Source organism: Parafrankia irregularis, assembly GCF_001536285.1.
GTDB lineage: Bacteria > Actinomycetota > Actinomycetes > Frankiales > Frankiaceae > Parafrankia > Parafrankia irregularis.
Genome location: NZ_FAOZ01000025.1, coordinates 52,477 through 76,289 on the forward strand (window position 1 = coordinate 52,477; position 23,813 = coordinate 76,289).

Sequence of the window (23,813 nt, forward strand, 5' to 3'; positions counted from 1 at the left end):
CCGTGACCATAACCAGCCAACCCCGCCGCAGGCCGTCTACCTGCGCAAACGCGTGTCGTAGTTCAGTCAACGGGTAATGCCGGCCGAACGCGACCGCGGCAGGGTTGCGCACCGCCACCCCGGCGACATGCTCGACCGTCACGGTCTTCTCGTTGTCCGTCAGCAGATAGGTCGGCACCCCACCGGCCCGACGCAGCGCCACGTCGACCGCGGCGAACACCGTCGGCGCCGCCCGATCCAGCAGAGGCAGCACCACCCGGAACCGCGACCACGCCAGCCACAGACAGAACAGCACCGTGCCCGCCCCGCCGACCCGCGGCCCCTGACCGAAGTCGTACTAAGCCCACATCCCGGGCTCGGGCACCCACGGCCGGAACACCCGCCGTCGCCCCGCCCCATACGCCGCCTTCGTCTGGGCCACCGCGCGGCGTGTCGTGCGCGCCGCCCCCGGATAGCCCATGGCCACGAGCTTGTCGTGGACCACATCCGCGCGGATCTTCCCCCGCGACCGCTCAACCAGCTCCTCGATCTTCCCCCGGAACGGGTCCACCACACTCGCCCGGACCGGCCGCGCACCCGGCACCAGCGCACCCGCGGCACGGGCCGCGACATACCGGCCGACCGTGTGATGCGAACAGCCCGCGAGCTCATCCGCGTCACGCGACGACCCTGTCAGGTCGTACGCCTCAAGAATTTCCATGATCTCCTCGGCAGACTTCAATCTCGTCCCCTTCCCGGGACCAGTACTGAGCTCGGTTGGCACCGCTCAGCACACCGGGAAGGGGACCCCGACCGATCACGACAGGCCGGAACAGACAGCCACAACGGGCAGATCAACGGGCCGCCGGCGGGCAGATCTACGGCCACCAGCGGGCACCCACACGGCCGTTACCGGGCAGGATCTCGTGGCCGCCGACATTCCGTCCGCCGGACGCTCCCCGCATTCCACGCGACCAGGATCGACGCCGGAGTCTCATTGTCCCGGTAGGTCGGGGACCTTTGCCTGTGGGTTTCGGTGTGGGTCGAGCCTCTCTACACCCACGGCCGAGACCTCGAGGCCCCCCGTTATCGCTCGCTACCCACCGGCGCAGGGTGATCGACCGGTACCCGCCTTCGGCGTTGAGCCCGGCAGTTCCGGACTCGCGCTACGAGAACCTTGTCCGGCGAGTCATCGTACGATCACTAGTCGTGAAAGAGCTTGGTGGGCGCCGCTCTGCAGCCTCGGGTAGAGCGCCCTCGACCACCCGATTTCCTCCTGCGAGCCACCCGTAAGAGTGGTGCAACCACCCTTCGATGACTGGAATCTTGTGACCGAGTTCATACGGCAAGCCGGCGGAGGGCCCATGGGAATCCTTGTCAATATCGACAACGGTGGTACGTTCACCGACGTCTGTGTGACGGACGGTGAACGCGTCGTGCATGCGAAGACCCCGACAACGCCGCACGATTTAACGCAGTGTTTTGTCGATGGGCTGCGGACCGTGTCCGACCGTCTGTACGGCGAGGAGGACATGGCTCGCCTATTGCGTGACACGGAGTACCTCCGCTACTCGACGACGTCGGGCACGAACGCCGTGGTCGAGCGGAAGGGCGCACCGGTCGGATTGCTTGTCGACAGCGGTGCGGAGGGGGATGTCTACGGGATTGTGAATCTGGTCGACGCATCGCTGTGGCAGGCCATGGTGCCGCACCCTCCGGTCGGGATCGCGGTGGACGCCGATGGGTCGGTGGGCTTGGAGGAGTTCACGGCCGCGATCAACGAGCTGCTGGCGACGGCGACATCGCGGATCGTGATCGCACTGCGGAGCGTGGATGCAGAGCGGGCGATCAAGAACCTGCTGTTGGAGCGGTACCCGAGGCACCTGCTGGGCGCTATCCCCTTTACCCTGTCCCACGAGCTTGTGCACGACGTCGACGACGCGCGGCGTGTGCTGACCGCGGTACTGAACTCATACCTCCACCCGGGAATGGAGCATTTCCTCTACGGGGCAGAGAAGGCGTGCAAGGCCAACGGGCTGACACGACCGTTGCTGATCTTCCGCAATGACGGGGACTCGGCCCGGGTCGCCAAGACGACCGCGCTGAAGACGTGGGGTTCCGGGCCGCGTGGCGGGCTGGAGGGCAGCGTCGCCTACGCCTCGCTCTACGGCGCGGACGTGCTCGTCGGGATGGATGTCGGTGGGACCACCACAGACGTGTCGGTCGTGGTGGACAAGGCCCTAACGGTGCACGCGCACGGCCGGGTCGAGTCGGCGCAGACCTCGCTGCCCATTCCAGATCTGAGCAGCGTCGGGCTGGGTGGCAGCTCGGTGGTCGAGGTCGTCGACGGTCGGATCCAGATTGGTCCGCGCAGTGTCGGGGCCGCGCCAGGACCGGCCTGCTTCGCTCGCGGCGGCACCGACGCGACCGTGACCGATGCGCTGCTGATCGTGGGTGCGCTGGATCCGGACAATTATCTGGGCGGGGATCTGAAGCTGGACTTGGCCCGTGCGGAGAGGGCCCTGGTCACCCGTGTCGGGGAGCCGTTGTCGATCCCCGCCCATGCCGCGGCGCTCGCAGTGCTGCGGGTGTTCGAGGAAATGGCTGGATCCGCGCTCAAGGAGATGATCTCTTCCGCAGGCCGCGAGCCCCGCGATGCCGCGCTGCTGGCTTTCGGCGGCGCGGGCCCCGTGTTGGCATCCGGAATCGCCACGGCAGCGGGGATCACGCGAGTGATCGTGCCGCATCTGTCGGCGGTGTTTAGTGCCTTCGGTATCGGCTTCAGCGGCCTGGCGCACGAGTACAGCGTCCCGATGCCCGGCACCGGCGCCGGTGTGAGTGCGGCCCGAGACGATCTGCTGGCCCGGGCGCGGCGTGACATGTTCGGCGAAGGAGTGTCCATCGACGAATGCACTTTCGAGACACGCAATCGATTCATTTCCGGTGGCGTGCTGCGGGACGAGGCGTGGACCAGCGGTTCGCTTCCTGACACCGCGGGAGGCAAGGCTGACCGGCTGGTCGTGCGGGCCTCCCGTCGGCTGCCGACCTTCGAACTAGCGGCCGACCAGCGCGGCACCGTGCAGCCAGCGACGGCGGACGGATCGCGCTGCATCCGCCTCGTCGACGGTGAGGAGCAGGAGGTGCCGGTCTACCGTCCGGAGAACCTGGAGCCGGGACAAGGGGCCCAGGGGCCGGCGCTCGTCGCGGGTGACTACCTGACCTGTTTGATTGAGCCCGGGTGGGGGTTCCGGGTGAGCAGCAACTCCGACCTGATTATGGAGGCCCAGCGATGAGCGACCAGCAGTCCTCGGTGAACATCACCGAGTATCTCGCGATCGATCTGTTGGCCGAGCGATGGATGTGCCGGGTGTGCGGGCACGACATCGCGAACGCCCGCGAGAACTACAAGACTGGGATGCTGGTCTACGACCGCGATCCCCGGGAGATTCACCGGCCGATCCTCGACGAAAGCTACGAATTTACCTACGCCCCCGATCCCGCCTGGTGTCGGATCGTCGAGTTCTACTGCCCGGGCTGCGGAACACTGGTGGAGAACGAGTACCTACCGCCCGGCCACCCGCTGACGCACGACATCGAACTCGACATCGACTCGCTGAAGCGTCGTCACCTGAGTGCTGTGGAGGGCTAAAGAATGCGGCAAGTAAGCGTTGACATCGGCGGGACGTTCACCGACTGCTTTCTCGTCTACGACGACGCCTACGTCGAGGCGAAGTCGTTAACCACACACCATCATCTCGCTTCCGGCTTCATGGACGCGCTGGCGCAGGCGTGCACGCAGATCGAGCTCGATGTGAAGGCGGTGCTCTCGTCCGTCGACGCGGTGCGCTACGCCACCACGCTGGGGACGAACGCGCTCATCGAGCGCAGCGGACCGTCCGTCGGGATCCTCACCACCGCCGGCTTCGAATCGACTGTGCCGCTGATGCGGGCCCGCGGCTACGGCGACGGGCTGACCGCGGCCGAGCAGTCCGACCTGCCTGCTGCGGACCGGCCCGCGCCGCTGGTTCCGGTGACCCGCATCGCAGGAATCCAGGAACGCATTGACTACGCCGGCAAGGTAGTGCTCTCCGTCGACGAGGACGACGTCCGCAGCCAGGTGCGGCGGCTGGTGGATGAGGGTGCGCAGGCGTTCGTGGTCGCGCTAACCAACGCGGTGGTCAACCCTGCCCACGAAAAGGAAGTTGAGCGCATCGTCCTCGATGAGTATCCCACTCATCTGCTCGGTGCGATCCCGATCGTGCTGTCGCACCGGGTCAGCGGACGCAAGGGCGAGTACGCCCGCACCATGTCGTCGATCATCGACGCCTACCTGCACAACCAGATGTACCACGGCCTGGCGTCCCTGGAGATCGAGTTGCGGCGTAACGGCTACACCAAGCCAATGCTGCTGGTGCACAACACCGGGGGCATGGCTCAGCTGAACTCGACCGCCTCGCTGCAGACCATCCACTCCGGACCCGTCGCCGGGCTGGAGGCCACCCACTACCTGTCGAAGACCTACGACCAACCCAACCTCATCGCCACCGACATGGGGGGCACCAGCTTCGACATCGGCCTGGTGACCTCCGACGGCGTGAAGTTCTACGACTTCAACCCGGTCATCGATCGTTGGCTCGTATCGACTCCGATGACCTACCTGCACACCCTCGGCGCCGGCGGCGGCTCCATCGCCCGCTACGACCGTCTGTGGAGCGCCATCGAAGTGGGCCCGGAAAGCGCCGGCTCCGACCCGGGCCCGGCCTGTTACGGACGGGGAGGGCGGCTCCCGACTACGACGGATACCAACCTGGTGCTGGGTTACCTCGATGCGGACAACTACGCGGGCGGCACGATCAAGCTCAGCCTGCGCCGGGCGCAGCGCGCCATCGAGGAGCATATCTGCAAGCCCACCGGTATGAGCCTGGTCGAGGCGGCAAAGGCGATCAAGCGCAAGGTGGACAGCAACATGGCCAATGCGATCTTCAAGGAGGTCGCGGTCAAGGGCTACAATCCGAAGAACTTCGTCGCGCTCAGCTACGGCGGCGGTGGTCCGCTGCACGCCTGTGGGTATGCCGCGCAGCTGGGCATTAAGCACGTGCTTGTCCCCCCGTTCAGCTCGGTTTTCTCGGCGCTGGGCGCGGGCAACATGAACCAGTTGCACATTCACGAGCGTTCGCTATACATGATGGTCTATGACGCCACCGGCCGTCGGCTCCTGGACGACTACCAGGTCTTCAACGACACCGTGGCGGAACTTGCCGCGAAGGGCCGCGACGACCTGCTCCGCCAGGGCGTCGATCCCGCCGACATCCAGTCGCGCGTGGAGGTCGACCTGCGCTACGGCAACCAGCTTGCCCAGATCGGTGTCGTATGTCCGTTTGAGCGGCTCACCTCGCACCGGGACGTGGTCGAGTTGCTGGACCTGTTCAGTAACCTCTACGCCCAGCGGTTTGGCGAAGGCAGCCAAGCGCCCGAGGCAGGTGTCCGGATCAACGTCATCCGAGTGGTGAGCTATGTCGATCACGACAAGTTCGCCATGCGGCCCACCCAGGCCGAGCCTCGTCCTGCACCGAGCCCCGCCCGGTGGCGGGAGTGCTACTACCCAGGCATCGATGGAGCGGTCAAGACCGCCGTCTACGACGTTGCCTGCCTTGAAGAGGGCCATGTCGTGGAGGGTCCCGCCTTGGTGGAAACCCCGCGCACGACCTACCTCGCCGAACCGGGCTGGCAGATCACGATCGGGCGTACCGGCTCCGCGGTGCTCACCAGGACCATCTGAACAAGGCACCGAAGGCGGGGCCGACTGACCCCCGGCCGTCCGGACGACATCGGCTCTCATATGCACGTCCGATGTGCACACCGTCAGGGGTAACCTTCCCGCTCCGAAGCTCGCGGTCTCGGCCACGAGTCGGTCGGTGTAATCCTCGACCTGGGCTCCACCGACACCAATGAAGCGTCGGAGGACGGGTAGTGATCGGATCCGTCGCGCCGCACTGTCAATGTTCTCCCTGTCAGCAGGGTTTCAGTCCCAATGTCAGGGAATGCTCGGCGCATACAATTCACCGCTCAAGGCGATGTCAACATGGCGAAGTCATTTCCAGTCAATGGCGCGCCCGCCGGGCTCACTTCATTCTTTTGGTGTGGCCCGCGCTAGCTAGAGAAGCCGCTTACCCTCTTCTGGCTCGTGGGCGACCCACGGCCGCATCCCTGCCGTAATCTTCGAACACCCCTAGCCGTCCAGCAGGACACGACGGCAAGCAACGCCTGCTGGGCCAGGAGGGCCGGGTACCGCCTCACGGGTATTGGGCGGCGTGGCCCCGTCATGGCACGCCCGGCCCTCCTCCGCCGCTCATATCCGCAGTACGCACGAGCAACCAGCTCGAAGCGGTCCGCCCGGTTAAGGAGGGTGATCTCATTACCACCGACGATTCCATTCTTTCGACCGATTCACCGCCGTTGCCAAACGAGGCCGGGGCATTACCCCTTCAGCCGGCTGCCAACCTGGTGCGCGGCAACCCAAGCGCAATCGGCATCCCCAGCTTCATAGCCGGGGCCGTCGGACTCGGGCTGGTCGACACCGGCTGGATCGAGCCCGCAGCGACTGGTGCCGCCATCCCTGTCATCGTGACCGCGACCTCGCTCGGTCTTCTGATCGCCGCGGTCTGGGCGGCGGCGCTCGGGCAGAGCGCGCCAGCCAGCCTGTTCGCGGTGTTCAGCGGGTTTTTCGGCAGCTACGCCGCGTTCGTCCTAGGCCTCGGCCACAACTGGTACAACATCCCGGCCGACCAGGTGACCAGGACCACCGAGCTGTGGCTGATCTGCTGGCTGGTCACCGTGGTCGTGCTCACCGTGGCACTCCTACGACTGCCCAGCAGCTTCACCCTGCTGCTCGGGCTCGTTGACGTCGCGCTGCTGCTGCTACTGCTCGGCACCATCAACACCAATGCGGCCCTGACCCACGCCGGCGGCTACTTCGTGTTCGCCGTCGTCGCCGTGGCGACCTACCTGTACGTCGGCATCTTGTTCGCCGAGACCGGTGGGAAGGGGTTCCCGCTCGGCAAGCCGATCATCTCCGGATAGCACCCCGTGATCCGACTTCCGTAGGTGCCCACGCTGACGCGTAAACGAGGAAGGCGTCATCACACCCCTCATCGGTTTTGCGTAGCCCATGCGGGGCCTGGGAAGCCGCTCGCCATCCTTGCCAGAAACGTCCCACCGGAAGGTGTATCGTTATGAGCCAAGCTGAAAATTCTGACGACAAGTCGCTCGTTGAGAGGTTCCTCGAAGACAACGTCCTGTTCCTCGGGCCCGATCCCGAGATCATGAAAAACCACAAGCTCGCTCCCGAGTCACCGCGCGAGACACAGGCGCTGGCGCAGTTCACGGACCCTGAAGTGGTCAACCTGGTGCGGAACAAGCTGCAGACCGCATGTAACGAGTCGTTCGAGATGGTAGAGCAGATGGGTGCGGCTCCGGGAGCGAAGTGGGGCGACCTGATCTCCGGGATATGGACGTCCTCGGGTGACCTGGCCCTGTCCAGCATGGGCGGTGTACTGCTGTTCTCGGTGCTCACGCAGCACCCTGTCAAGTTCATCGTCAAGTACTGGGCCGACGAGCCGACGGTCGGTATCCACGAGGGCGACATCTTCATGCACAATGACGCCCGCTACGGCAATGCCCACAACACCGATCAGAGTCTCCTCATTCCAGTCTTCCACGAGGGGCAGCTGATCTGCTTTACCGGCGCGGTCGTGCATGAGGGTGAGAACGGAGCCACCGAACCCGGCGGTATGCCCTCGGCGGCGGAGTCCCCGTTCGACGAGGGTCTGAAGATCCCGCCGCTCAAGGTGGGCGAGAACTACACGTTCCGCCGCGACATCATGACATTCCTACAGAACTCGGTGCGCGAACCGAAGTTGCAGCTGGAGGGCATGAAGGCTAAGCTTTATGCGGCCATGCGGATGAAGGACCGGGTTCTGGATGCGATCGCCGAATATGGTGTCGACCCGGTGATCGCCACGTTGCGGCGCACCCTGACCGACACCGCCGACGAGGTTCGCCGCAGGCTCCGCACGTGGCCGGATGGCACCGTGCGGCAGAACGTCTTCCCGGACGGGACGCTGCGGGAGAACTGCCTGGTCAAGATCAGGCTGGCGATGACAAAGAAGGACGACGAGCTGATCCTGGATTTCCGTGGCTCATCACCGGAGTTCCTTAACCGGGCCAATAACACGATCCTTTCGTCGATGAAGGGCATGCTGGCCCAGGAGTTCCTTACGTTCGTGTGGCCGGACCTGCCGCGGAACCAGGCGGTGTTCGAGCCGATGACCGTCGTCACCGACCCAGGGTCGGCGCTGAACTGTTCCCCGGATGCGCCGAACGCGCAGTGCATGATGACGTTCTTCCCTTCCTTCACGGCGGCCCAGTTGGCGGTGCCGAAATTCCTCTACAGCGCGGGTGAACGTTCTACGGACATCGTCGCCGGCTGGTACAATATGATCGTCACGCTCATCTACGGGGGCATCAACCAGCATGGCGAGCTGGTCGGTAATGTGTGTGCCGACCTCAATGGAATGGGCGGGGCCGCGCGGTCCAACCGGGACGGTGAGCACGCGGTCGCCCCGATCTTCGCGCCCATGGCCGACATAGGCGAGCAGGAGCTCATCGAGGAAGAAGTCCCGATCCTGAAGATCGTGCCGAACAGGGTGATGCGGGATAACCAGGGCTTTGGCAAGTTCCGCGGCGGCCAGGGCTACCAGCAGATCGCCACCGCCAAGGACAGCGCCATGTGGGGGTTCATGGTGTGCAGCATCGGCTCGAAGTTCCCCAGCTCGCACGGCATCTTCGGTGGTTACGGCCCCGGCACCTTCCCATTGTGCAAGATCAAGAATGTTGACATGTTCAAGGTGATGGACGACCAGCGCGAACTGCTGCGCTACACCATCGAGGAACTGATGAACGACCGTCCGTTCCCCGACGCGACCTACTCGACACACCACATGGGCCTGCAGTTCGAACTCGCCGAACGAGGTGAGCTGTACATGCTCACCCAGGGAGCCGGAGGTGGCTACGGTGACGTGCTCGAACGCGCCCCTGAGGCGGTGGCCGCCGACTACCGCGACGGCCTAGTGTCCCTCAGCACCGCGCGCGACATCTACCAGGTGGTGCTCAACCCGGACACTGCCGCGGTCGATGCCGAGGCTACCTCAGCGGCCAGGAACGCCGAGCGGGCTGCTCGGCTGAAGCGGGGCAAGCCGTTTGCGGAGTTCGTCAAGGACTGGGAGACCGAGACGCCTCCAGCCGATGTGCCGTTCTTCGGTTCCTGGGGTGATCCTCGGTTGCTTTTCCGAGGTACTCCGGAGGACACCTGCCCTGCGGACGCGATCGTGCCGGTGATGATGCCCAACCCGAAGGATGTGCGGATCGCGGAGCTGGAGGCCAAGCTCGCGCAGCTGCAGGGCTGACGGTGGGGTACTGACGAGGATGGCGGGAGAACGATGAAGGCCTTGGACGACTGGGTTCATGGCAGGCGTGACACTCTGACCTGGTTGGACTGCGACCGGTACGTGTGGTCGGTGTTCGCTGGCGCGCCGGACCGCTGGTACGACGATCCGGCCACGCTGGTCGCGGCCACCGCGCAGGCACACCGGTTACTGCGGTCCGATGTGTTCGGTGTCAACGTCTTAGGTCCGTTCTCCCGCCACCTCGTTCCGGCTGGAGACGCTGCCGAGGTGTGCGCGGCGCTGGAGTTGGCCGAGCCGCGCCGGGTGCTGGCCGACACCCTCGACGCCCTGCTCCACCAGCTCGGCGACCATGCCGACATCGTGCTCGGCTGTCCGTCCCCGCGCCGGCTCTTCGCGTCCGGTGCGGAGGTCGGTTTCGACGAGCTCGATGACGTCGCAACAGGTCTGCTGGAGGTGATCCGCACCATGGCGGATCGGCCGGTCGGCGGGTTGCAGATCATCTGTGATACCCCGTCAGGGCCCGACGACGACGAAATTGACGTCTGGTCGAGTCTGCTGGCCGCAGCCGGGCACTACGGCTGGATCAGCGCGATCCGGTTGGATGGCGTCGCCGACCCCGACCAGGTCGACACTCCGCTGGCCGGTGAGCTACTGCTCCTTCCCCGCGTAGCGGCCGATGCGCTGCCTGATGATCGCCGCCACGGTGGCGGACTCCCGCCCGCCCTGTGGGCCGACACGGCCGAGGCCGCCAGGCTCGCCGAGGCGGCAGCCAAGCGTCGGTTCCGGTTCGGGGAGATCCCGGCCGACGCCCCCCCGGAAACGGTCGTTGCCCGCATCGCGGTGCTCGGCGAAGCCGCACGGTGACGGTGAGCGCCACGGACGACAGCCTGGACGAATGCCGCCATATCCGCCTGGCCGCGCTTGCGTGGGAGGGCCTCCTGCCTGCTGGCTCAAGGGGAGGCCGGTTGGGCCATCGGGGTCTGTGGCGTTCCACGAGACGTGGACGCGCTGTCCGATCAGTGCGAGGTGGCGCTGGCCGTCGGCGCGGACATATTGAACGATCCCAGTCCTCCAGTGGCTGAGGCACCGGAGCGGATCGGGGCCCGCGGCTGACAACCTCGACCCGACCTCGTACTGGAGGCCGGATGAGGAGCTCGCCGCGGTGCTCGGCACCACGTTCTGGTCGCCAAGGTTGGCTCCGTGACCGTTCTCGAGCGCACCTCACCAAGGCAGGAAGGACGCCCCATGCGGGTCATCGACTACTTCGACAAGGGCGCACAGCACAACGGCGATCGCTTCTTCATCGTCTCCGATGAGGGCAACGTGACTTATGCCGAGGCCGCTCGGCATTCGCGGCGGCTGGCCGCCGGGCTGTACGCGCGAGGCTTCTCCCCCGGTGATGGGGTCGGCGTGCTGGCCCCGAACGTCAGCGAGGGGCTCCTGGGGATGCTCGGCCTCTGGAGGGCCGGCGGCGTCTGGGCACCCCTCAACCATCTCAACGCGTTGAGCGCGACGCTGGACTTCATGAATGAAGTGAAGGTGCGGTGGCTGCTGCTGCACTCACGCTTCGCCGACCAAGTAGATGAGATCCTCGCGCACGTGCCCACCCTCAAGCACGTCATCTGCCTGGACAAGCCGTTCGCCGGCGCTGAGTCGATGGCCGATGTCCTCGCCGCCGGCGACGGGGTGGACATACCGGACTGGAGCGACCCCTTCGGCGCACCTACCGCAGTGTGTGCTACCTGGCCCACGGGCGGGACGACGGGCAGGTCCAAGGCGGTCATCTGGACCAACGACGTATTCGCGAACCTCATCGACCTGTCCACGCGGCACTGGCCGGCGTCCGAGCACCCGGTGAACCTCATGGTGGCGCCTATCACGCACGCGGCCGGCGTCATGGCGGTCATCCTGGCGGCCCAGGGCGCGACGGTCGTCATCCGCCCGGGTTTCGACGCCGAGGACGCACTGGGCCGCATCGAGCGCGACGGAGTCACGCATGTGTTTCTTCCGCCGACGGCGTACTACCGCATGCTGGAAGGCCAGAAGGCGCGGCCCCGCGACTGCTCCAGCCTGAAGATGCTGCTGATCGCCGCCGCGCCGGTCTCGCCGGACAAGTTCAGCGAGGGCGTCACCGCGTTCGGTCCGTGCATCGCGCAGTGCTGGGGGCAGGCCGAGGCGCCGATGCTGCTCACCTACCTCTCGCCTCAGCAGGTGGCCGCCGCGGTCGCGGGAGACCACCCGGAGAGGCTCGCGTCGTGCGGGCATCCGACGCTTTCCTGCCAAGTGGAGGCGATGGATGATCAGGGCAACCTTTTGGCACCCGGTGAGCGGGGCGAGCTGGTAGTCCGCGGTCGCCTCGTCACGTCTGGCTACCACAACCGTCCGGAGGACACCGCCGCGATCCGTACGTTCGGCTGGCACCACACCGGCGATGTCGGCTACCTCGACGAGAACGGCTTCGTCTACATCGTCGACCGGAAGAAGGAAATGGTGGTCACCGGCGGGTTTAACGTCTATCCTGCCGAGGTGGAGTCGGCCATTTTGGCGCTGCCTGAGGTCCGCGACTGCGCCGTCATCGGTATTCCAGATGACGAGTGGGGTGAGGCGGTGTGTGCGCTGGTAATCCCGGCCGAACCGGGATGGGCCGACGCTGGCCACATCATCTCGACCAGCAAGGCGACGTTGGGCTCGGTGAAGGCGCCGAAGGTCGTGCACTTCGTCGATTCACTCCCGTCGACGCCGGTCGGCAAGGTCGACAAGAAGGCGATTCGAGCGAGGTATTGGAAGGGCCGGACGCGGTCAGTCAACTAACACCCACCACAGCCATGTCCTATATGTGGCGGCTGCGGTCTACATGCCGCGATGGCCACGCTGCGCATAAATCATTATGCATATCTAGCTCACGACCATCCGTCGCGCGGATAGCGCGGCGGATTTAATCCCTAACTGGATGAGGAGGCCACGGATGAGCCCCAAGGGTCATTCCGCCTCGACGGCAAGGTCGCGCTGGTAACGGGTGGCACCCGTCGCATCGGCGTCGAGTGCGCGCGGGCTCCTGCAGCTGATGGCGCCAGCGTGATGGTGACAGATGTAGAGTCCTGCCGGAAAGGAGACCGCTGAGTCTAAAGGATGTGACTGTGGAATTCGGGAGGCTGGGCTACGACATTTACTGGAATTCCATCCATCCATCCAGGCGTTGTGGAAACCGACACGGCAGAGCAGTTCTTCCGCAAGAACCAGGCTCTGGCCATGGAAAGTCTACATTAGGTCCGCATTCACCGCGGCTCATCCGATCGGCCGCATGGGTTTGCCGCGGGATATCGCCAACACCGTGCGCTTCCTCGCGGCAGATGTATCGTCCTGGATCACCGGCGTGGAGCTACCGATCGACGAGGGTTGGATCGCGATCTGAACCTGATCTATAACCTGTATGGTGTGTTGGTAAGTGGCCATGGTGAGCTCTCGTCTGGTGGCCTTTCCGACGTCGTGGCGGGGCGCTGGCGTGTAGATGGGCGAGCCGGGAGGCCGGCTGGAGACGCTGCCGAGGTGTGCGCGGCGCTGGAGTTGGCCGAGCCGCGCCGGGTGCTGGCCGACACCCTCGACGCCCTGCTCCACCAGCTCGGCGACCATGCCGACATCGTGCTCGGCTGTCCGTCCCCGCGCCGGCTCTTCGCGTCCGGTGCGGAGGTCGGCTTCGACGAGCTCGATGACGTCGCAACAGGTCTGCTGGAGGTGATCCGCACCATGGCGGATCGGCCGGTCGGCGGGTTGCAGATCCCTTGCGCTTCGAGGTGTTCGACACAGCTGTTCCTGCAGCTCTACGGCCACAGCACCGAGGTGGAGAATGCCGCCGCAACCTGCCCCGGAGTCGGGTGGGTCTCGGTCGTGGGAATTAATGCGGCCCCCCGACCGAGACGAAGGCGACGTCGCGTTCGTCGTGCCCGACAGTACCGGCGCGCTCGACGAGGCCAAGCTGCTCACCCACTGCCCCAGCGAGCTCGCCCGCTACAAGCCAGCCCAAGGTCGTGCGCGTCGTTGAGAGGCTGCCAGCCACCATGTTCGGCGAGATCGGCAGGAATGCTGCGGCCGGCTAGCCCCGTCTTTTGCGCATGGGGTTTCGATGCATTACTCGGGCCGGTTGTCGATCAAAGTAGTCGGGTCGGGTCGGGCCGACGCCGAGGATGTCGAGGAGGTGCTGGTGCAGGTGTGGCGGGCGCGGGATGTAGGCGGGTCGGCTGCCCTGCGCGGGCACGAGGCGCAGCTTGCTGAGCGTGCCGAGGATGAGTGCCCCGGTGGGGCGGGCGGGACGTCCGGCGTAGAGGCCGGAGATCTTCCCGTCTGGGCCGGCGCCTTGCCGGGCTTGGCGTTCGATCAGGCAGAAGATGAGCAGGGCCAGGCAGATCACGTGGATGAGGGCGTGGATCCGCTGGTTGGAGTGCAGGAACATCGGTTCGACCGCGAGTGGGCTCTTGAATGCGCCGTAGCGACGTCCGACGACTTCCTGTCCTTTGTAGCGGGCGCGAACCTCGCCGGGGCCGATCTCGTGTGGCAGGGTGTACCAGCCGTCGGTAGTGGCCTCGGCGTCGAGCGCGGCGGCGTCGAAGTGCCAGGTCAGGTCCGGTCTCCCGGTGTCCGGGTCGACGTTGGTGGTGGCGACCAGGTAGTGGGTGACGCGGTGTTTCGTCGCCAGGAGGGTGAGGCGGGCTTTCACCGCGGCTTCGGTGCGGTAGAGGTGGTGGCTGCCCGCGGTGCGGGTGAGGGTGTCGAGGTCGGCGCGGGCACGGCCGAGTTTCAGCGCGCGGGCGGTCTTGGCTGCCTCACCGGCACCGCCGTCGTAGGCGCGGTGGACCAGCGGGATCCCGCCGTCACCAGTGACCGCGAGCCCGGTCCGGACCTGTTTGAGATCGGGCCGGCGGTCCTTCGGGTGGCCGTATCTCGGGGTCGCGTAGTCCTCCTCGGCCTCGGGGTAGGCGCCGTGCAGCGAGATCGACGTCATGACCGAGTGGATCCGGGAGATGTCGAGGTCGAACGTGGTGATCGCCGCGGTGCCGACCGAACCCATGACTGCCTCGCAGACCGGGGCGAGCGCGTCCAGCGCCCGACCGAGCCGGTCGTCGTTCAACACGTCCGGCGCGAGGCCGAACATCTCCTCGACCGCCCAGTCCCGTGCCCACCGTTCGACGTGGAGCAGCGGGGTCGGGGACGTCAGCCGGTTGGCGACCAGCGCGGCGATCACCTCACCGTGAGTCGCCCGGTTGGCCTTGTCACGCATCGGGGCGAGCCGATCGATCGTGCCCGCGACATCGAGGCGGGCCAGGTAGTCACGCACGACGGGCAGCGCACCGAGCGGCTTCTCGACGCTCGGCGGCACGTAGTCCATCGCGACCGACATAGCCACGAACAGTCCCAGACCGGCCACTACCGATCACGATCGTCCCGACGTAATCCGAACAAGACATCACGCAGCTGTCCCACCGCACGCACGTACGGAAGACAGGGCTAGCCGGGCTGGGGCGCCGAGATATTGCGGGCCCGAGTGGACGGTGGGAAACTCTGCTCTAGAGCATGTGGGGGAAGTCACAAGCATGTGACAGCGGAGGTGGGCGGGGAGCCCTTGAAGGCGAGGCGAGCTGGATGGACGCCGAGGTACGTCCCATGCTGGCGGTGTCCACGAAGTTTCAGGCGCCGAGCTATGACGATGGGCTGGTCAGCCGTGACCGCCTCATCGACCAGCTTCGCGAAGGTCGAACCAAGCGGCTGACGTTGATCCACGCACCCGCCGGGTTCGGTAAGACCACTCTGGCGGTCCAGTGGCAGCGTGTGCTGCGTGCCGAAGGTGTGCCGGTCGCCTGGCTCAGTCTCGATCGCGACGACAACGACGCCGTCTGGTTCCTCAGCCACCTCATCGAGGCGGTGCGTCGCGTCGAACCCACCTTCGCTGGCGGATTGGTCGATGTCATCGAACATCATTCCGGTGACGCTCAACGTTACGTGCTCACCGAGCTGGTCAACCAGATTGCCGAACACCGACTGCCCCTCGCGATCGTTCTCGACGACTGGCACCTCATCGACAACCCCAATGCTGCCGCCGCGCTGGAATTCTTGCTGGATGTGGGTCCTGACAACCTCCACCTGATCGTCACCAGTCGAACCCGCTCGCCGGCTGTCGGGAGGCTCAGGGTCCGCAACCAGGTCACCGAGATCGACGCCACCCAGTTACGTTTCGACCGCAACGAATCCGCCGCCTTCCTCCTCGACCTCAACGCACTGGACCTCGACAGCGAGGACGTTCATCGACTGTGCTCCAGCACCGACGGCTGGGTTGCCGCGCTCCAACTCGCCACCCTGTCGCTACGCAACAGCGATGACCCGTCAGCGCTGATCCGCGGCTTCTCCGGACGGCATCACTCTATCGGCGACTACCTCGCCGAGAACGTGCTCAACACGCTGCCCGCCGACCTGCTTGACTTCCTCCTCACGACCTCCATCTGTGATCGTCTCTGCGGTGACCTCGCCGCCGCGGTCAGCGGACAGCGGCGTGGGCAGGCCCTGTTGGAGGAGCTCGAACAGCGAGACATGTTCCTGCGGCCGCTCGACGACAACCGGGAATGGTTCCGCTATCATCACCTCTTCGCGGACTAGCTGCGGCGGCACCTGGAACGCACTCATGCGGACCGGATCATCACTCTCCACCGCACCGCGTCAGGGTGGTTCGCCAATCATGACCTGCTCGGTGAGGCCGTCACCCACGCCTTGGCCGCCGGCGACGACACCGGAGCTGTGGATTTGGTGGAACGGCAGGCCATGCCCCTGGTAGAGCACAGCCGCATGGCCACTCTGCTCGGCTTGGTCAACAAGCTGCCGCAGACTCTGCTACCCGGCCGACCGGGGCTGCAGATCGCCATCGCCTGGGCCAACTGCCTCCTGCAACGGGCACAGCCCGCGCAGACCGCGCTCGATCACGTACGAGCCACCTTGGTCTCCGTAGCCGACGACACCAGTAGGGAAATCCTTGGCGAGGCCGATGTCGTCCAAGCCTGCATAGATGTTTACGGTGACCGGATCGACCGCGCCGCCATCCTGGTCGCCCCCTACCTCGCGGACGACCCGAGCTACCGACCCTGGCCAGTCGCGGTGTCGTCCAATATCCGTACATTTGTTGATATCCACACTTTCGCTTACGACACCGCGAAGACACGGCAGCAGTGGGCCAACGCCTTCCATGAGACGACACACGGGCCTTTCCCTGCCGTGTACGGGCGTTGCTTCGCCGGACTAGCAGCATTCGCCCAACTTGACCTGGTGACCGCCGGGCGCCTCTATAAGGAAGCAGTGGTCCTCGCCCGCGGAGGTGCTGGAGGAAAATCGCATGCCGCCCGGATGGCGGGAGCGCTACTGGGCAGGCTGTACTACGAGCGCGGCGACATCAACGCCGCCGAGCGGCTCCTTGAGGAGTGCCATGAACTTGGCGCCGAAAGCGGCGTTGCCGACTTCATGATCGCGACTTACTCCACACTGGCCCGTATCAAAGTGCTGCGAGGCGACGTCGAAGACGCCTGGTCATTTCTCAATGAAGGCGAAGAAGCGGCGAGCCAGCTCTCGCTACCTCGTTTGTCGGCCGCCGTCGATCACGAACGCCTGCGGCTGCATTTGGACCTCGGGGACATCAGGAGCGCACAGAACGTACTCGCCCGCCAAGTCGAGGATATCGAACGCGGCGACGATGGCATCGCCATGGCCACCCGCCACTACCAGCTCGCGATGCGCGCGCGAATAATGTCTGCTCAGGGCGACTACGAAGGCGCACTCCGACTACTGTCCGAGATTCTCCAGGAGAGTAGCTCCGTAGCCTGGCGGTACGCTGAAACGACCGCACGCGTCGAACTCGCCGTGGTCCTCTCTCTCGGCGGCGACTCTGACGCTGCGATCCGTGCAGCGGTGCCTGCGCTGGTTGCCGGAGCCCGCTCCGGTCTCGTGCGCACTATGATCGATGCGGGGCCGGAGCTCCTAAAGATCATCAGAGGGCTTCGAGACGCTAGTCGATGTCGCCGATGGCCCGCGAATTTGCCCACCGTACCGTCGGACTACCTGTACAAGCTGCTCACCGCGACCCATATCGACGCGGGGCGGGCAGCCATCCCCATTATCGATCGCCCGGGCGAGCGGAATCCGCCCGAAGAACCGCTCAACGCCCGCGAGATCGACATCCTCCGTCTCCTGAACTGCGGGCTGTCAAACAAAGAAATCGCACGTAGTCTCGGCTTGACTATAAATACCGTCAAATGGTATCTTAAAAACATTTATGCCAAGCTAGGAGTCGCCCGCCGCGGCGAATCAGTTGCGGAGGCGCGGCGCCGAGGTTTCCTGCCTTGAAAGCTCTACCATCTCTTCGGCGAAGGCGCTGACAGTAGCCTCGGGTTGGGTACGTCAGGCGGCGTGTGTCATTCGGGGTACCGGCTGCGGCGCGTTGCTGGTACTGGTAGCAGTGCACCCGCGAGATCTGGACTCCGCAACTTGGACACCTGGCCGGCGGCCGGCGCATCTGATGTTCGGTCCCACCCGGATCAGTGATCAGGTTGCCTTCTTCCTCTCCGGAAAGTCCGGAAAGCGCTAGATCCGGACTGATGTGCCCGTTAAATCCGGACAGGCGAAATTAAGCTAGTTTACGCCGCAGACTGTCTTTTCAGATAGTCATCGTGGACCTGGCGCGGGTACGGTAACCGAGTCCCGAGTGGCGGCGTGTCGTGTTGTAGCGGAGTTCGATGTAGCGGGTGATGTCACGGCGGGCGTGTTCGCGCGTGGGGTAGACGGTGCGGTGGACGTGTTCGTTCTTGAGGGCCGCGAAGAACGACTTAGAGTTGACCCGTTCCTGTTCACACCCGGGCTCTTTGGGGCAATGGTCCCAGGGAGGAGTGCAGGTGCCGAGATCAAAACCGCCGTACACCGAGGAGTTCCGCCGGCAGATGGTGGAACTGGTTCGAGCTAGGCGGATACTCGAGGAACTAGCGAAGGAATACGGCCCTTCAGGGCAGTCGATCCGTAACTGGGTCCGGGAAGCCTCCCGAGACGAAAGCGGCAGAGCGGACGAGATCAGCACCGCGGAACGCGAGGAGCTGAAACGCCTCCGGAAGGAGAACCGGCAGCTCCGCGAAGAACGCGACATCCTCCGCAAGGCCACAATTTTCTTCGCGACGGGTGTGTCCAGGAGTTCGACTATGTGAGGTGTAGTCGGGCGTAAGCTTGAGGTGGCCAGCCGGTGGAAGTCCAGTCTGCGGAGGTGCCGGAACCCGCGGTAGCTGGTTCCCGGCGTCGGGAGAGATCCCGGGCGTCGAAGCGGAACACGCCACCTGACCCGCCAAGCCGACGCCCTCGGCTACACCGTCCGCTTCGACCCCATCCCCGAGGCCGCCCGAGCCGGGCACCGCCGTCACCTCACGTTATTTCTCGGGTCAGACCCGCCACCGGTCGTCGTCAACTAGGGCGTCGGCGACAACGGCTCGGTTACGGCCAGTGTTCTTGGCGTGGTAGAGAGCCGTGTCGGCGCGGGCGAGAAGGGAGTCGAGGCCTGTGTCAGCGGCATGGAGAGTGGCGAGGCCGACGCTGACAGTGACCGACAGTGGGCCGACAGAGGTGGGGATCGGGGTCGCGCTGACAGTCTCGCGGAGCCGTTCGGCGAATGCGCGGGCGGTTTCGGTGGGTGCGTCGAGGGCAACAGTGAACTCCTCGCCGCCGATCCGGCCGATGATGTCCCGCGCGCGTAGCGTGGCGCGGAATCGCTGGGCGACCTCGGTGAGTACCGTGTCGCCGATGGCGTGTCCGTGCAGGTCGTTGACGCGTTTGAAGTGGTCGATGTCGGCCATCAGAACGGCCATCGGCCGGCCACTGCGCAGGTGTCGTCTCGTCATCGCCCCGGCCTGATCGAGGAGGTGACGGCGGTTGGCCAGTCCGGTCAGAGGGTCCATCTGGGCAAGGCGCTGGGCCTCCTCGTATCGGCAGGCGTTCTCGCAGGCAACCGCAGCGTGGCCGAGCACGGTGCGGGCGATTGCGAGCTGCTCGGGTCCATAGCAGTCGGCCTCCCGGCAGGTGATCAGGATCAGAACGGTCGGATGCGGGCGGAAGGCCGCAGGGACGGCCAACCAGCTACCAATAGGATGGCGTTGGCCAGGGAGAGGTTCGGGCGGGCCACCGCGGGGGTCGGCGAGCGCTTGCCCGGCGTAGGCATCCAGCAGCGACGAGCCCGGGCGCAGCCTGATCCTCTGGCCCACGGTACGGGAGTCCACGTCGCCATGAACGGCAACGACCCGCAGCGTTCCGCTCGGTTCGCGGGCCAGCGCCCAGACCGTGTCGAACGCGAGCATGTGGGCAGCAGCGCTCATGACCCTGCGCAGAACCTTGCGGGCGTTGAGGGTGGATGCCGCAGCGGCGGTGATGTTCTGAATGGTTTCGGCCAGCTCGCGCTGGCGGCATTCGCTGGCCACCAGCATCCGCAGTTTCGCAGGGTCCGCGGTGCGCAGCGAGATCAATTCCCGGTCCGCTCTGCTCGTCGAAGCGAGCACGGCTTGACGGATCTCGCCGGCTGCGATACTTGCCATCGCCGAGAGCAGGGGTCCTGCATGCCGGTTCGGGCAGGTCACGTCCAGCAGGCCGAGGAGTTCCCCGGTCACCAAGTCATGCAGCGGAACTCCGACGCAGGCGAGGTCGCTGTAGGGTTCGCCGTAGTGCTCGGCGCCGAAGACGCCAATCGGGGCATCTCCCGCCAGGGCGGTTCCGACGCCGTTCGTGCCGACGAAGCGTTCCGCGAAGTTGAAGCCGGGCGCCACCGGTACCCGGTCGAGCCGCCGCTCGAAGGCAGCGTCACCGGTTCGCCGAACGAGGATCAACCCGTCCGCATCGGTCAGGATCATACTGATCTTCTGGCCTTCCAACCGGTTACCCAGCTCCTTGATGATTGGTTCCGCCGTCTGAATGAAGGGCGCATCGAGTTCCAGGCCCGAAAAAGACGGCTCCGGGCGATCGGGGGCCACCGTAAGATCCCGCGACCGTTGCCACGACTGCAGGATCGGGTCCCGCACCCCGCGAAGGTCGCCGTCCTCGCCGGTGAGGAAAAGCTCTCGTGCGCGGGACCTCGATGCACGGCCGCCTGACTGTGACGCTGTGGATCGACCCGTCATCGAAACCACTTCTTTCACAGAAAGATCAGATAACCTAGATTCAGTCTATACCCGGGAGTACCCTTGGTCTGATCGAGATGTCGTTATGACCCATACGGACCGAAAGTGATATCTGTTCGTTTCGAAACCTATTAGACGAATTTTTCGGGTTCCGTCACGATCAGCTGTCAACGGCCATTTCGTTCTCCCCGTAGGCGGCCTGCGGTTGTCCCCACCGTCACCAGATGCAGGCCCTGGATCGCGCCGTACCGGTGCGGCCACCTCAGCCGCAGGCCTCGGGTGGGGACGCGGTGTACGTCGTGGCCATGTGTGGTCCGCTGCGTTGTTGCGGTGGAAAGCTGATGCAGGTGCTGCATAGATGTGATTTGTGCATCTGAGTTGGCTAGATAGCGGGCGGAAACGCCAGATAGAAGGGCTACCGGGGCTGTGGAGCATAGGGCGTGGGACAGCGTCAGGGTCTCGCGGTGTGCTCGTCGGCCGTCGCCTGCCGGTCGGGGGCGATCGGCGGGCCGCGCGGGCTCGTCTGTGTGAGGGGATCCGCCGTCGCGGGGGGAGGCGACCATCGGTGAGGTCTGTGTCGAGAGGGACTCTGCAGCGCGGGGATTCGCGGCGGACCGGGGCGGGGCGCGATGGGGACGCGGCCCGAGGCCGCGAGGCCGAGGATGTGCTGGATTCGCTAAGTGAGGTGGTGTTCCGGACCGACGCTGAGGGCCGTTGGACCTACCTGAACCGGGCCTGGACGACCCTGACCGGTTTCGATGTCGTCGCCAGTCTGGGTGCCCGGTTCCTGGACTATGTCCACCCTGACGAGGTCGAGTACACCGTCACGTTGTTCATGAGTGTGGTCGCGGGCGGTGCCGACCACTGCCACCACGAGACCCGCTATCGGACCCGGGACGGAAGCTACCGCCGGGTCCAGATCAGGGCCACCGTCGTGCGGGACACGGCCGGCGCGGTGGTCGGCAACATCGGGACGATCCTGGACGTCACTGCCGCCCGCCGAGACGAGAAGACCATCGGGGAGCACGCCGCGTTGCTGGACCTGGTGTCCACGGGCGTTCCCGTCGGCGAGCTGCCGGTAGGGGTGGCCCTGTATGACGCCGACCTGCGGCTGTGGCGTGGTTCACCGGTCATCGACGAGATCGTGGGCGTGCCCCAGTGTGTGGGGGACCGTCTCGACCAGCTGACGGAACGGCTGTCGCCGGCCGGTCCGCACCAGCGCTGCCTGGGCGGCGAATGGGGCATGATCGCGGCCGCGCTGGCCACCCACCACGCCCAGGTCGGCGATCTCGATCTGAGAGGGGAGCACGATTCCGCCCGGTCGGTGCGAATCACGGTGATCCCTTGGCTGCGGGGTGGTGAGGAGATGCTCGCGCTCGTCTTCACCGACATCACCGACCTGCGTCGGGCCGAGCGGGAGGCACACCGGCTCTGCCGGCGGGCGGAGCGGGGCCGGGCCTGGCTGGCGGCCAGCGCCGAGATCACGACCAGCGTGCTCGCCGCCCCGGACCCCCGCGACGCGCTCGGTCTCGTCGCGCGGATCGGCCGGCGCACAGCCGCCGCAGACCTGGGCATCCTCGCCGTCCCCGACGAAGACGGCGCCCTGGTCGTGACCGCCGCCGCCGTGGCCCCCGACCTGCCCGCCGACGCGGAGGCACTGCGAGGGCTGACCGTCACCCGCGACCCCGACGCCGGGGCGGACATGCCCACCGCGGGCCAGACCGTCGTTCTGAAAGGTCTGCACGTGCGAGGCAACCGGGCCGTTCCCACCCCGGAACTGACCCTCACGGGCGCGCTGGCCGTCCCGCTACGCCTCACCCGGAACACATCGCCGATCATGATCCTTGGGTACCGGTCCAGCTCGCCGCACCTTGCCGCGTCCGACATCGAGCTGGTCGAGGCGTTCGCCGCCGACGCCGCGCTCGCCCTCGATCTGGCCGAGGCACACCAGGAACACGCACGCCTCGCGGTTCTCGAGGATCGCGACCGCATCGCCCGTGACCTGGGTGACCTTGTCCTGCAACGCCTGTTCGCCATCGGCCTGCATCTGCAGTCCCTGACCCGCGTAGCCGGCGACCTCATCAGCGCACGACTCAACGCGGCCATCGCCGCCCTCGACCAGACCATCGAGGAGATCCGCCGCACGATCCTGCACGTGCAATCCGCATGATCCGGGCGGCACCGCCATGGTTTGCCTGCAGTGGTGAGCGGCGCGCCAGACCGGATCCCTCGCCGCTGCCGGTTCGGTGATCCGGGGCATGGCGGAACGCGCGCGGGTCCGGGAGATCGACCCGGACGAGAGGAGAAGCTGTTGCGGATTCGTGCGCTGATCCTCGTGCCCGGGTGACGCGGCGCCGAGCGCAGAGGACCCTGTTCTCAGCGCCGGCTATAACCCCAGCGCGGATCACGGAAAGGACGTTCCTGTCGGAGGACCGGGTCCGGGATGCGGTCCCGAAGAGCCCCGCGGTTTCCTCTCGGCCTGCCGCACGCCAGGATACCGCTGGCAGGCGCGGTCGCGGCGGCGAGTGGACCGGGTCGCACCACGAGGCTCACAATGGGCGACCGTGACCGATCCCGCGAGCGCCGCCCAGCGCACGTTGGCCCTGCTTACCGGCCAGCTCCACGTCGCAGACCACGAAGGCGGCCCGGACACCACCGCGCTGCGGGCCGCACAGCGACACCTCGACGCGATCATCCGCGACGCCGCTACCCGCGCCCCGATCGAGACCATCACCAGCGTGGAACGGCTGGCCGTCGGACTTCTGCTGCAGCTCGCCAAGACCACCCACACATCCCCGCAGACCACGCTCCAGGACATCGCCGTCCTCCACGCCCGCCAAAGCACGGACGCAGACCCGGCCGTCGCCTTGCTGACTGCCCGCCTCGACATGGCCGACACGACACCGGCCACGGCACCGTTGGACGCGGTACGCCAAGAACTGATCTTCCACGCGGTGCAGAGCAACCCCCAGCGCATCCTGCGCACCTTGACCATGGTCGCCACCGCGTTGCTCATCGCCCTCGCCGAAGCCCTGGGAACAACCCCCGAGAAGCTGATCGCTCGCCTCGCTCTCTACACCTACCCGCACGACCACTGACCTGGCGCGGGGGAAGACATCGGCCGCCCTCGCGCCCGCGCGCTGCGGCCGACCTTGGTCGGGCACGGGCCGACGGGACCCGCGTCACCAGCGACCGGTCG

The 23,813-nt window shown here is 66.0% G+C and carries 16 protein-coding genes and 1 pseudogene; 13 read left to right on the forward strand and 4 right to left on the reverse strand.

Features of this window, described 5'->3' with window-relative positions:
- Positions 1-73: 73 nt before the first annotated feature.
- Positions 74-721 (reverse strand): annotated as a pseudogene (locus AWX74_RS28215) (transposase); the annotation flags it as partial.
- A gap of 622 nt (positions 722-1,343) precedes the next feature.
- Here AWX74_RS28215 and AWX74_RS28220 point away from each other — a divergent pair.
- From AWX74_RS28220 to AWX74_RS42680, 8 genes are all read left to right on the forward strand, one after another.
- Positions 1,344-3,272 (forward strand): hydantoinase/oxoprolinase family protein, encoded by a 1,929-nt coding sequence (locus tag AWX74_RS28220; protein WP_054571087.1) that lies wholly within the window; start codon positions 1,344-1,346, stop codon positions 3,270-3,272.
- Complete coding sequence (locus AWX74_RS28225; protein ID WP_054571086.1) at positions 3,269-3,628, forward strand: acetone carboxylase subunit gamma; 360 nt, start codon at positions 3,269-3,271, stop codon at positions 3,626-3,628. Before AWX74_RS28220 ends, AWX74_RS28225 begins: the two co-directional genes overlap by 4 nt.
- Before the next feature lie 3 nt (positions 3,629-3,631).
- On the forward strand, positions 3,632-5,758 hold the full coding sequence (locus AWX74_RS28230) for a hydantoinase/oxoprolinase family protein (RefSeq protein ID WP_054571085.1): 2,127 nt from the start codon (positions 3,632-3,634) through the stop codon (positions 5,756-5,758).
- A 677-nt stretch (positions 5,759-6,435) separates the two neighbouring features.
- On the forward strand, positions 6,436-7,059 hold the full coding sequence (locus AWX74_RS28235) for a GPR1/FUN34/YaaH family transporter (protein WP_054571084.1): 624 nt from the start codon (positions 6,436-6,438) through the stop codon (positions 7,057-7,059).
- 152 nt (positions 7,060-7,211) lie between these two features.
- Positions 7,212-9,443 carry a hydantoinase B/oxoprolinase family protein gene (locus AWX74_RS28240; RefSeq protein WP_054571083.1) on the forward strand — a complete coding sequence of 744 codons (2,232 nt, stop codon included), beginning with the start codon at positions 7,212-7,214 and terminating at the stop codon, positions 9,441-9,443.
- 33 nt (positions 9,444-9,476) lie between these two features.
- Positions 9,477-10,307 carry a hypothetical protein gene (locus AWX74_RS28245; protein ID WP_054571082.1) on the forward strand — a complete coding sequence of 277 codons (831 nt, stop codon included), beginning with the start codon at positions 9,477-9,479 and terminating at the stop codon, positions 10,305-10,307.
- 336 nt (positions 10,308-10,643) lie between these two features.
- Positions 10,644-12,254 (forward strand): AMP-binding protein, encoded by a 1,611-nt coding sequence (locus AWX74_RS28250; RefSeq protein ID WP_152991630.1) that lies wholly within the window; start codon positions 10,644-10,646, stop codon positions 12,252-12,254.
- Between the two features lie 490 nt (positions 12,255-12,744).
- The gene (locus tag AWX74_RS42680) at positions 12,745-12,855 is read left to right on the forward strand and encodes a hypothetical protein (protein WP_083473902.1); all 111 of its coding nucleotides are present in this window, start codon (positions 12,745-12,747) and stop codon (positions 12,853-12,855) included.
- 678 nt (positions 12,856-13,533) lie between these two features.
- Here AWX74_RS42680 and AWX74_RS28260 read toward each other — a convergent pair.
- The gene (locus tag AWX74_RS28260) at positions 13,534-14,835 is read right to left on the reverse strand and encodes a DUF4277 domain-containing protein (protein WP_226932700.1); all 1,302 of its coding nucleotides are present in this window, start codon (positions 14,833-14,835) and stop codon (positions 13,534-13,536) included.
- Positions 14,836-15,077: 242 nt separating this feature from the next.
- Between AWX74_RS28260 and AWX74_RS40900 the strand changes: the two genes are divergently transcribed.
- Positions 15,078-16,085: a winged helix-turn-helix domain-containing protein gene (locus AWX74_RS40900; protein ID WP_207550434.1), complete on the forward strand. Its 1,008-nt coding sequence runs from the start codon at positions 15,078-15,080 to the stop codon at positions 16,083-16,085.
- A 186-nt stretch (positions 16,086-16,271) separates the two neighbouring features.
- Positions 16,272-17,816 (forward strand): LuxR C-terminal-related transcriptional regulator, encoded by a 1,545-nt coding sequence (locus AWX74_RS40905; RefSeq protein ID WP_207550435.1) that lies wholly within the window; start codon positions 16,272-16,274, stop codon positions 17,814-17,816.
- Positions 17,817-18,126: 310 nt separating this feature from the next.
- Here AWX74_RS40905 and AWX74_RS42685 read toward each other — a convergent pair whose 3' ends face one another.
- Complete coding sequence (locus tag AWX74_RS42685) at positions 18,127-18,387, reverse strand: integrase core domain-containing protein (RefSeq protein ID WP_161934844.1); 261 nt, start codon at positions 18,385-18,387, stop codon at positions 18,127-18,129.
- On the opposite strand from AWX74_RS42685, the gene AWX74_RS40245 reads away from it, so the two are divergent.
- Entirely contained in the window at positions 18,362-18,664 is a 303-nt protein-coding gene (locus tag AWX74_RS40245; RefSeq protein WP_054571135.1) for a transposase, read from the forward strand. The two genes, AWX74_RS42685 and AWX74_RS40245, sit on opposite strands and share 26 nt — an antisense overlap.
- 228 nt (positions 18,665-18,892) lie before the next feature.
- Here AWX74_RS40245 and AWX74_RS28275 read toward each other — a convergent pair whose 3' ends face one another.
- Positions 18,893-20,467 (reverse strand): diguanylate cyclase, encoded by a 1,575-nt coding sequence (locus AWX74_RS28275; protein WP_161934842.1) that lies wholly within the window; start codon positions 20,465-20,467, stop codon positions 18,893-18,895.
- 712 nt (positions 20,468-21,179) lie between these two features.
- On the opposite strand from AWX74_RS28275, the gene AWX74_RS28280 reads away from it, so the two are divergent.
- Positions 21,180-22,784, forward strand: coding sequence for a PAS domain-containing protein (locus AWX74_RS28280; RefSeq protein ID WP_054571077.1), 1,605 nt, complete (start codon positions 21,180-21,182; stop codon positions 22,782-22,784).
- A 394-nt stretch (positions 22,785-23,178) separates the two neighbouring features.
- Positions 23,179-23,712, forward strand: a complete 534-nt coding sequence (locus AWX74_RS28285) for a hypothetical protein (protein WP_054571076.1) — start codon at positions 23,179-23,181, stop codon at positions 23,710-23,712.
- The last annotated feature ends 101 nt before the right edge of the window (positions 23,713-23,813 follow it).

What these genes read in the sequence shown, in the direction of transcription:
- AWX74_RS28220 (WP_054571087.1), top strand. Translation starts at nt 1,344, where the DNA reads ATGGGAATCCTTGTCAATATCGACAACGGTGGTACGTTCACCGACGTC.
- AWX74_RS28225 (WP_054571086.1), top strand. Translation starts at nt 3,269, where the DNA reads ATGAGCGACCAGCAGTCCTCGGTGAACATCACCGAGTATCTCGCGATC.
- AWX74_RS28230 (WP_054571085.1), top strand. Translation starts at nt 3,632, where the DNA reads ATGCGGCAAGTAAGCGTTGACATCGGCGGGACGTTCACCGACTGCTTT.
- AWX74_RS28240 (WP_054571083.1), top strand. Translation starts at nt 7,212, where the DNA reads ATGAGCCAAGCTGAAAATTCTGACGACAAGTCGCTCGTTGAGAGGTTC.
- AWX74_RS28245 (WP_054571082.1), top strand. Translation starts at nt 9,477, where the DNA reads ATGAAGGCCTTGGACGACTGGGTTCATGGCAGGCGTGACACTCTGACC.
- AWX74_RS42680 (WP_083473902.1), top strand. Translation starts at nt 12,745, where the DNA reads ATGGGTTTGCCGCGGGATATCGCCAACACCGTGCGCTTCCTCGCGGCA.
- AWX74_RS28260 (WP_226932700.1), bottom strand. Translation starts at nt 14,835, where the DNA reads ATGTCGGTCGCGATGGACTACGTGCCGCCGAGCGTCGAGAAGCCGCTC.
- AWX74_RS40900 (WP_207550434.1), top strand. Translation starts at nt 15,078, where the DNA reads ATGGACGCCGAGGTACGTCCCATGCTGGCGGTGTCCACGAAGTTTCAG.
- AWX74_RS40905 (WP_207550435.1), top strand. Translation starts at nt 16,272, where the DNA reads ATGGCCACTCTGCTCGGCTTGGTCAACAAGCTGCCGCAGACTCTGCTA.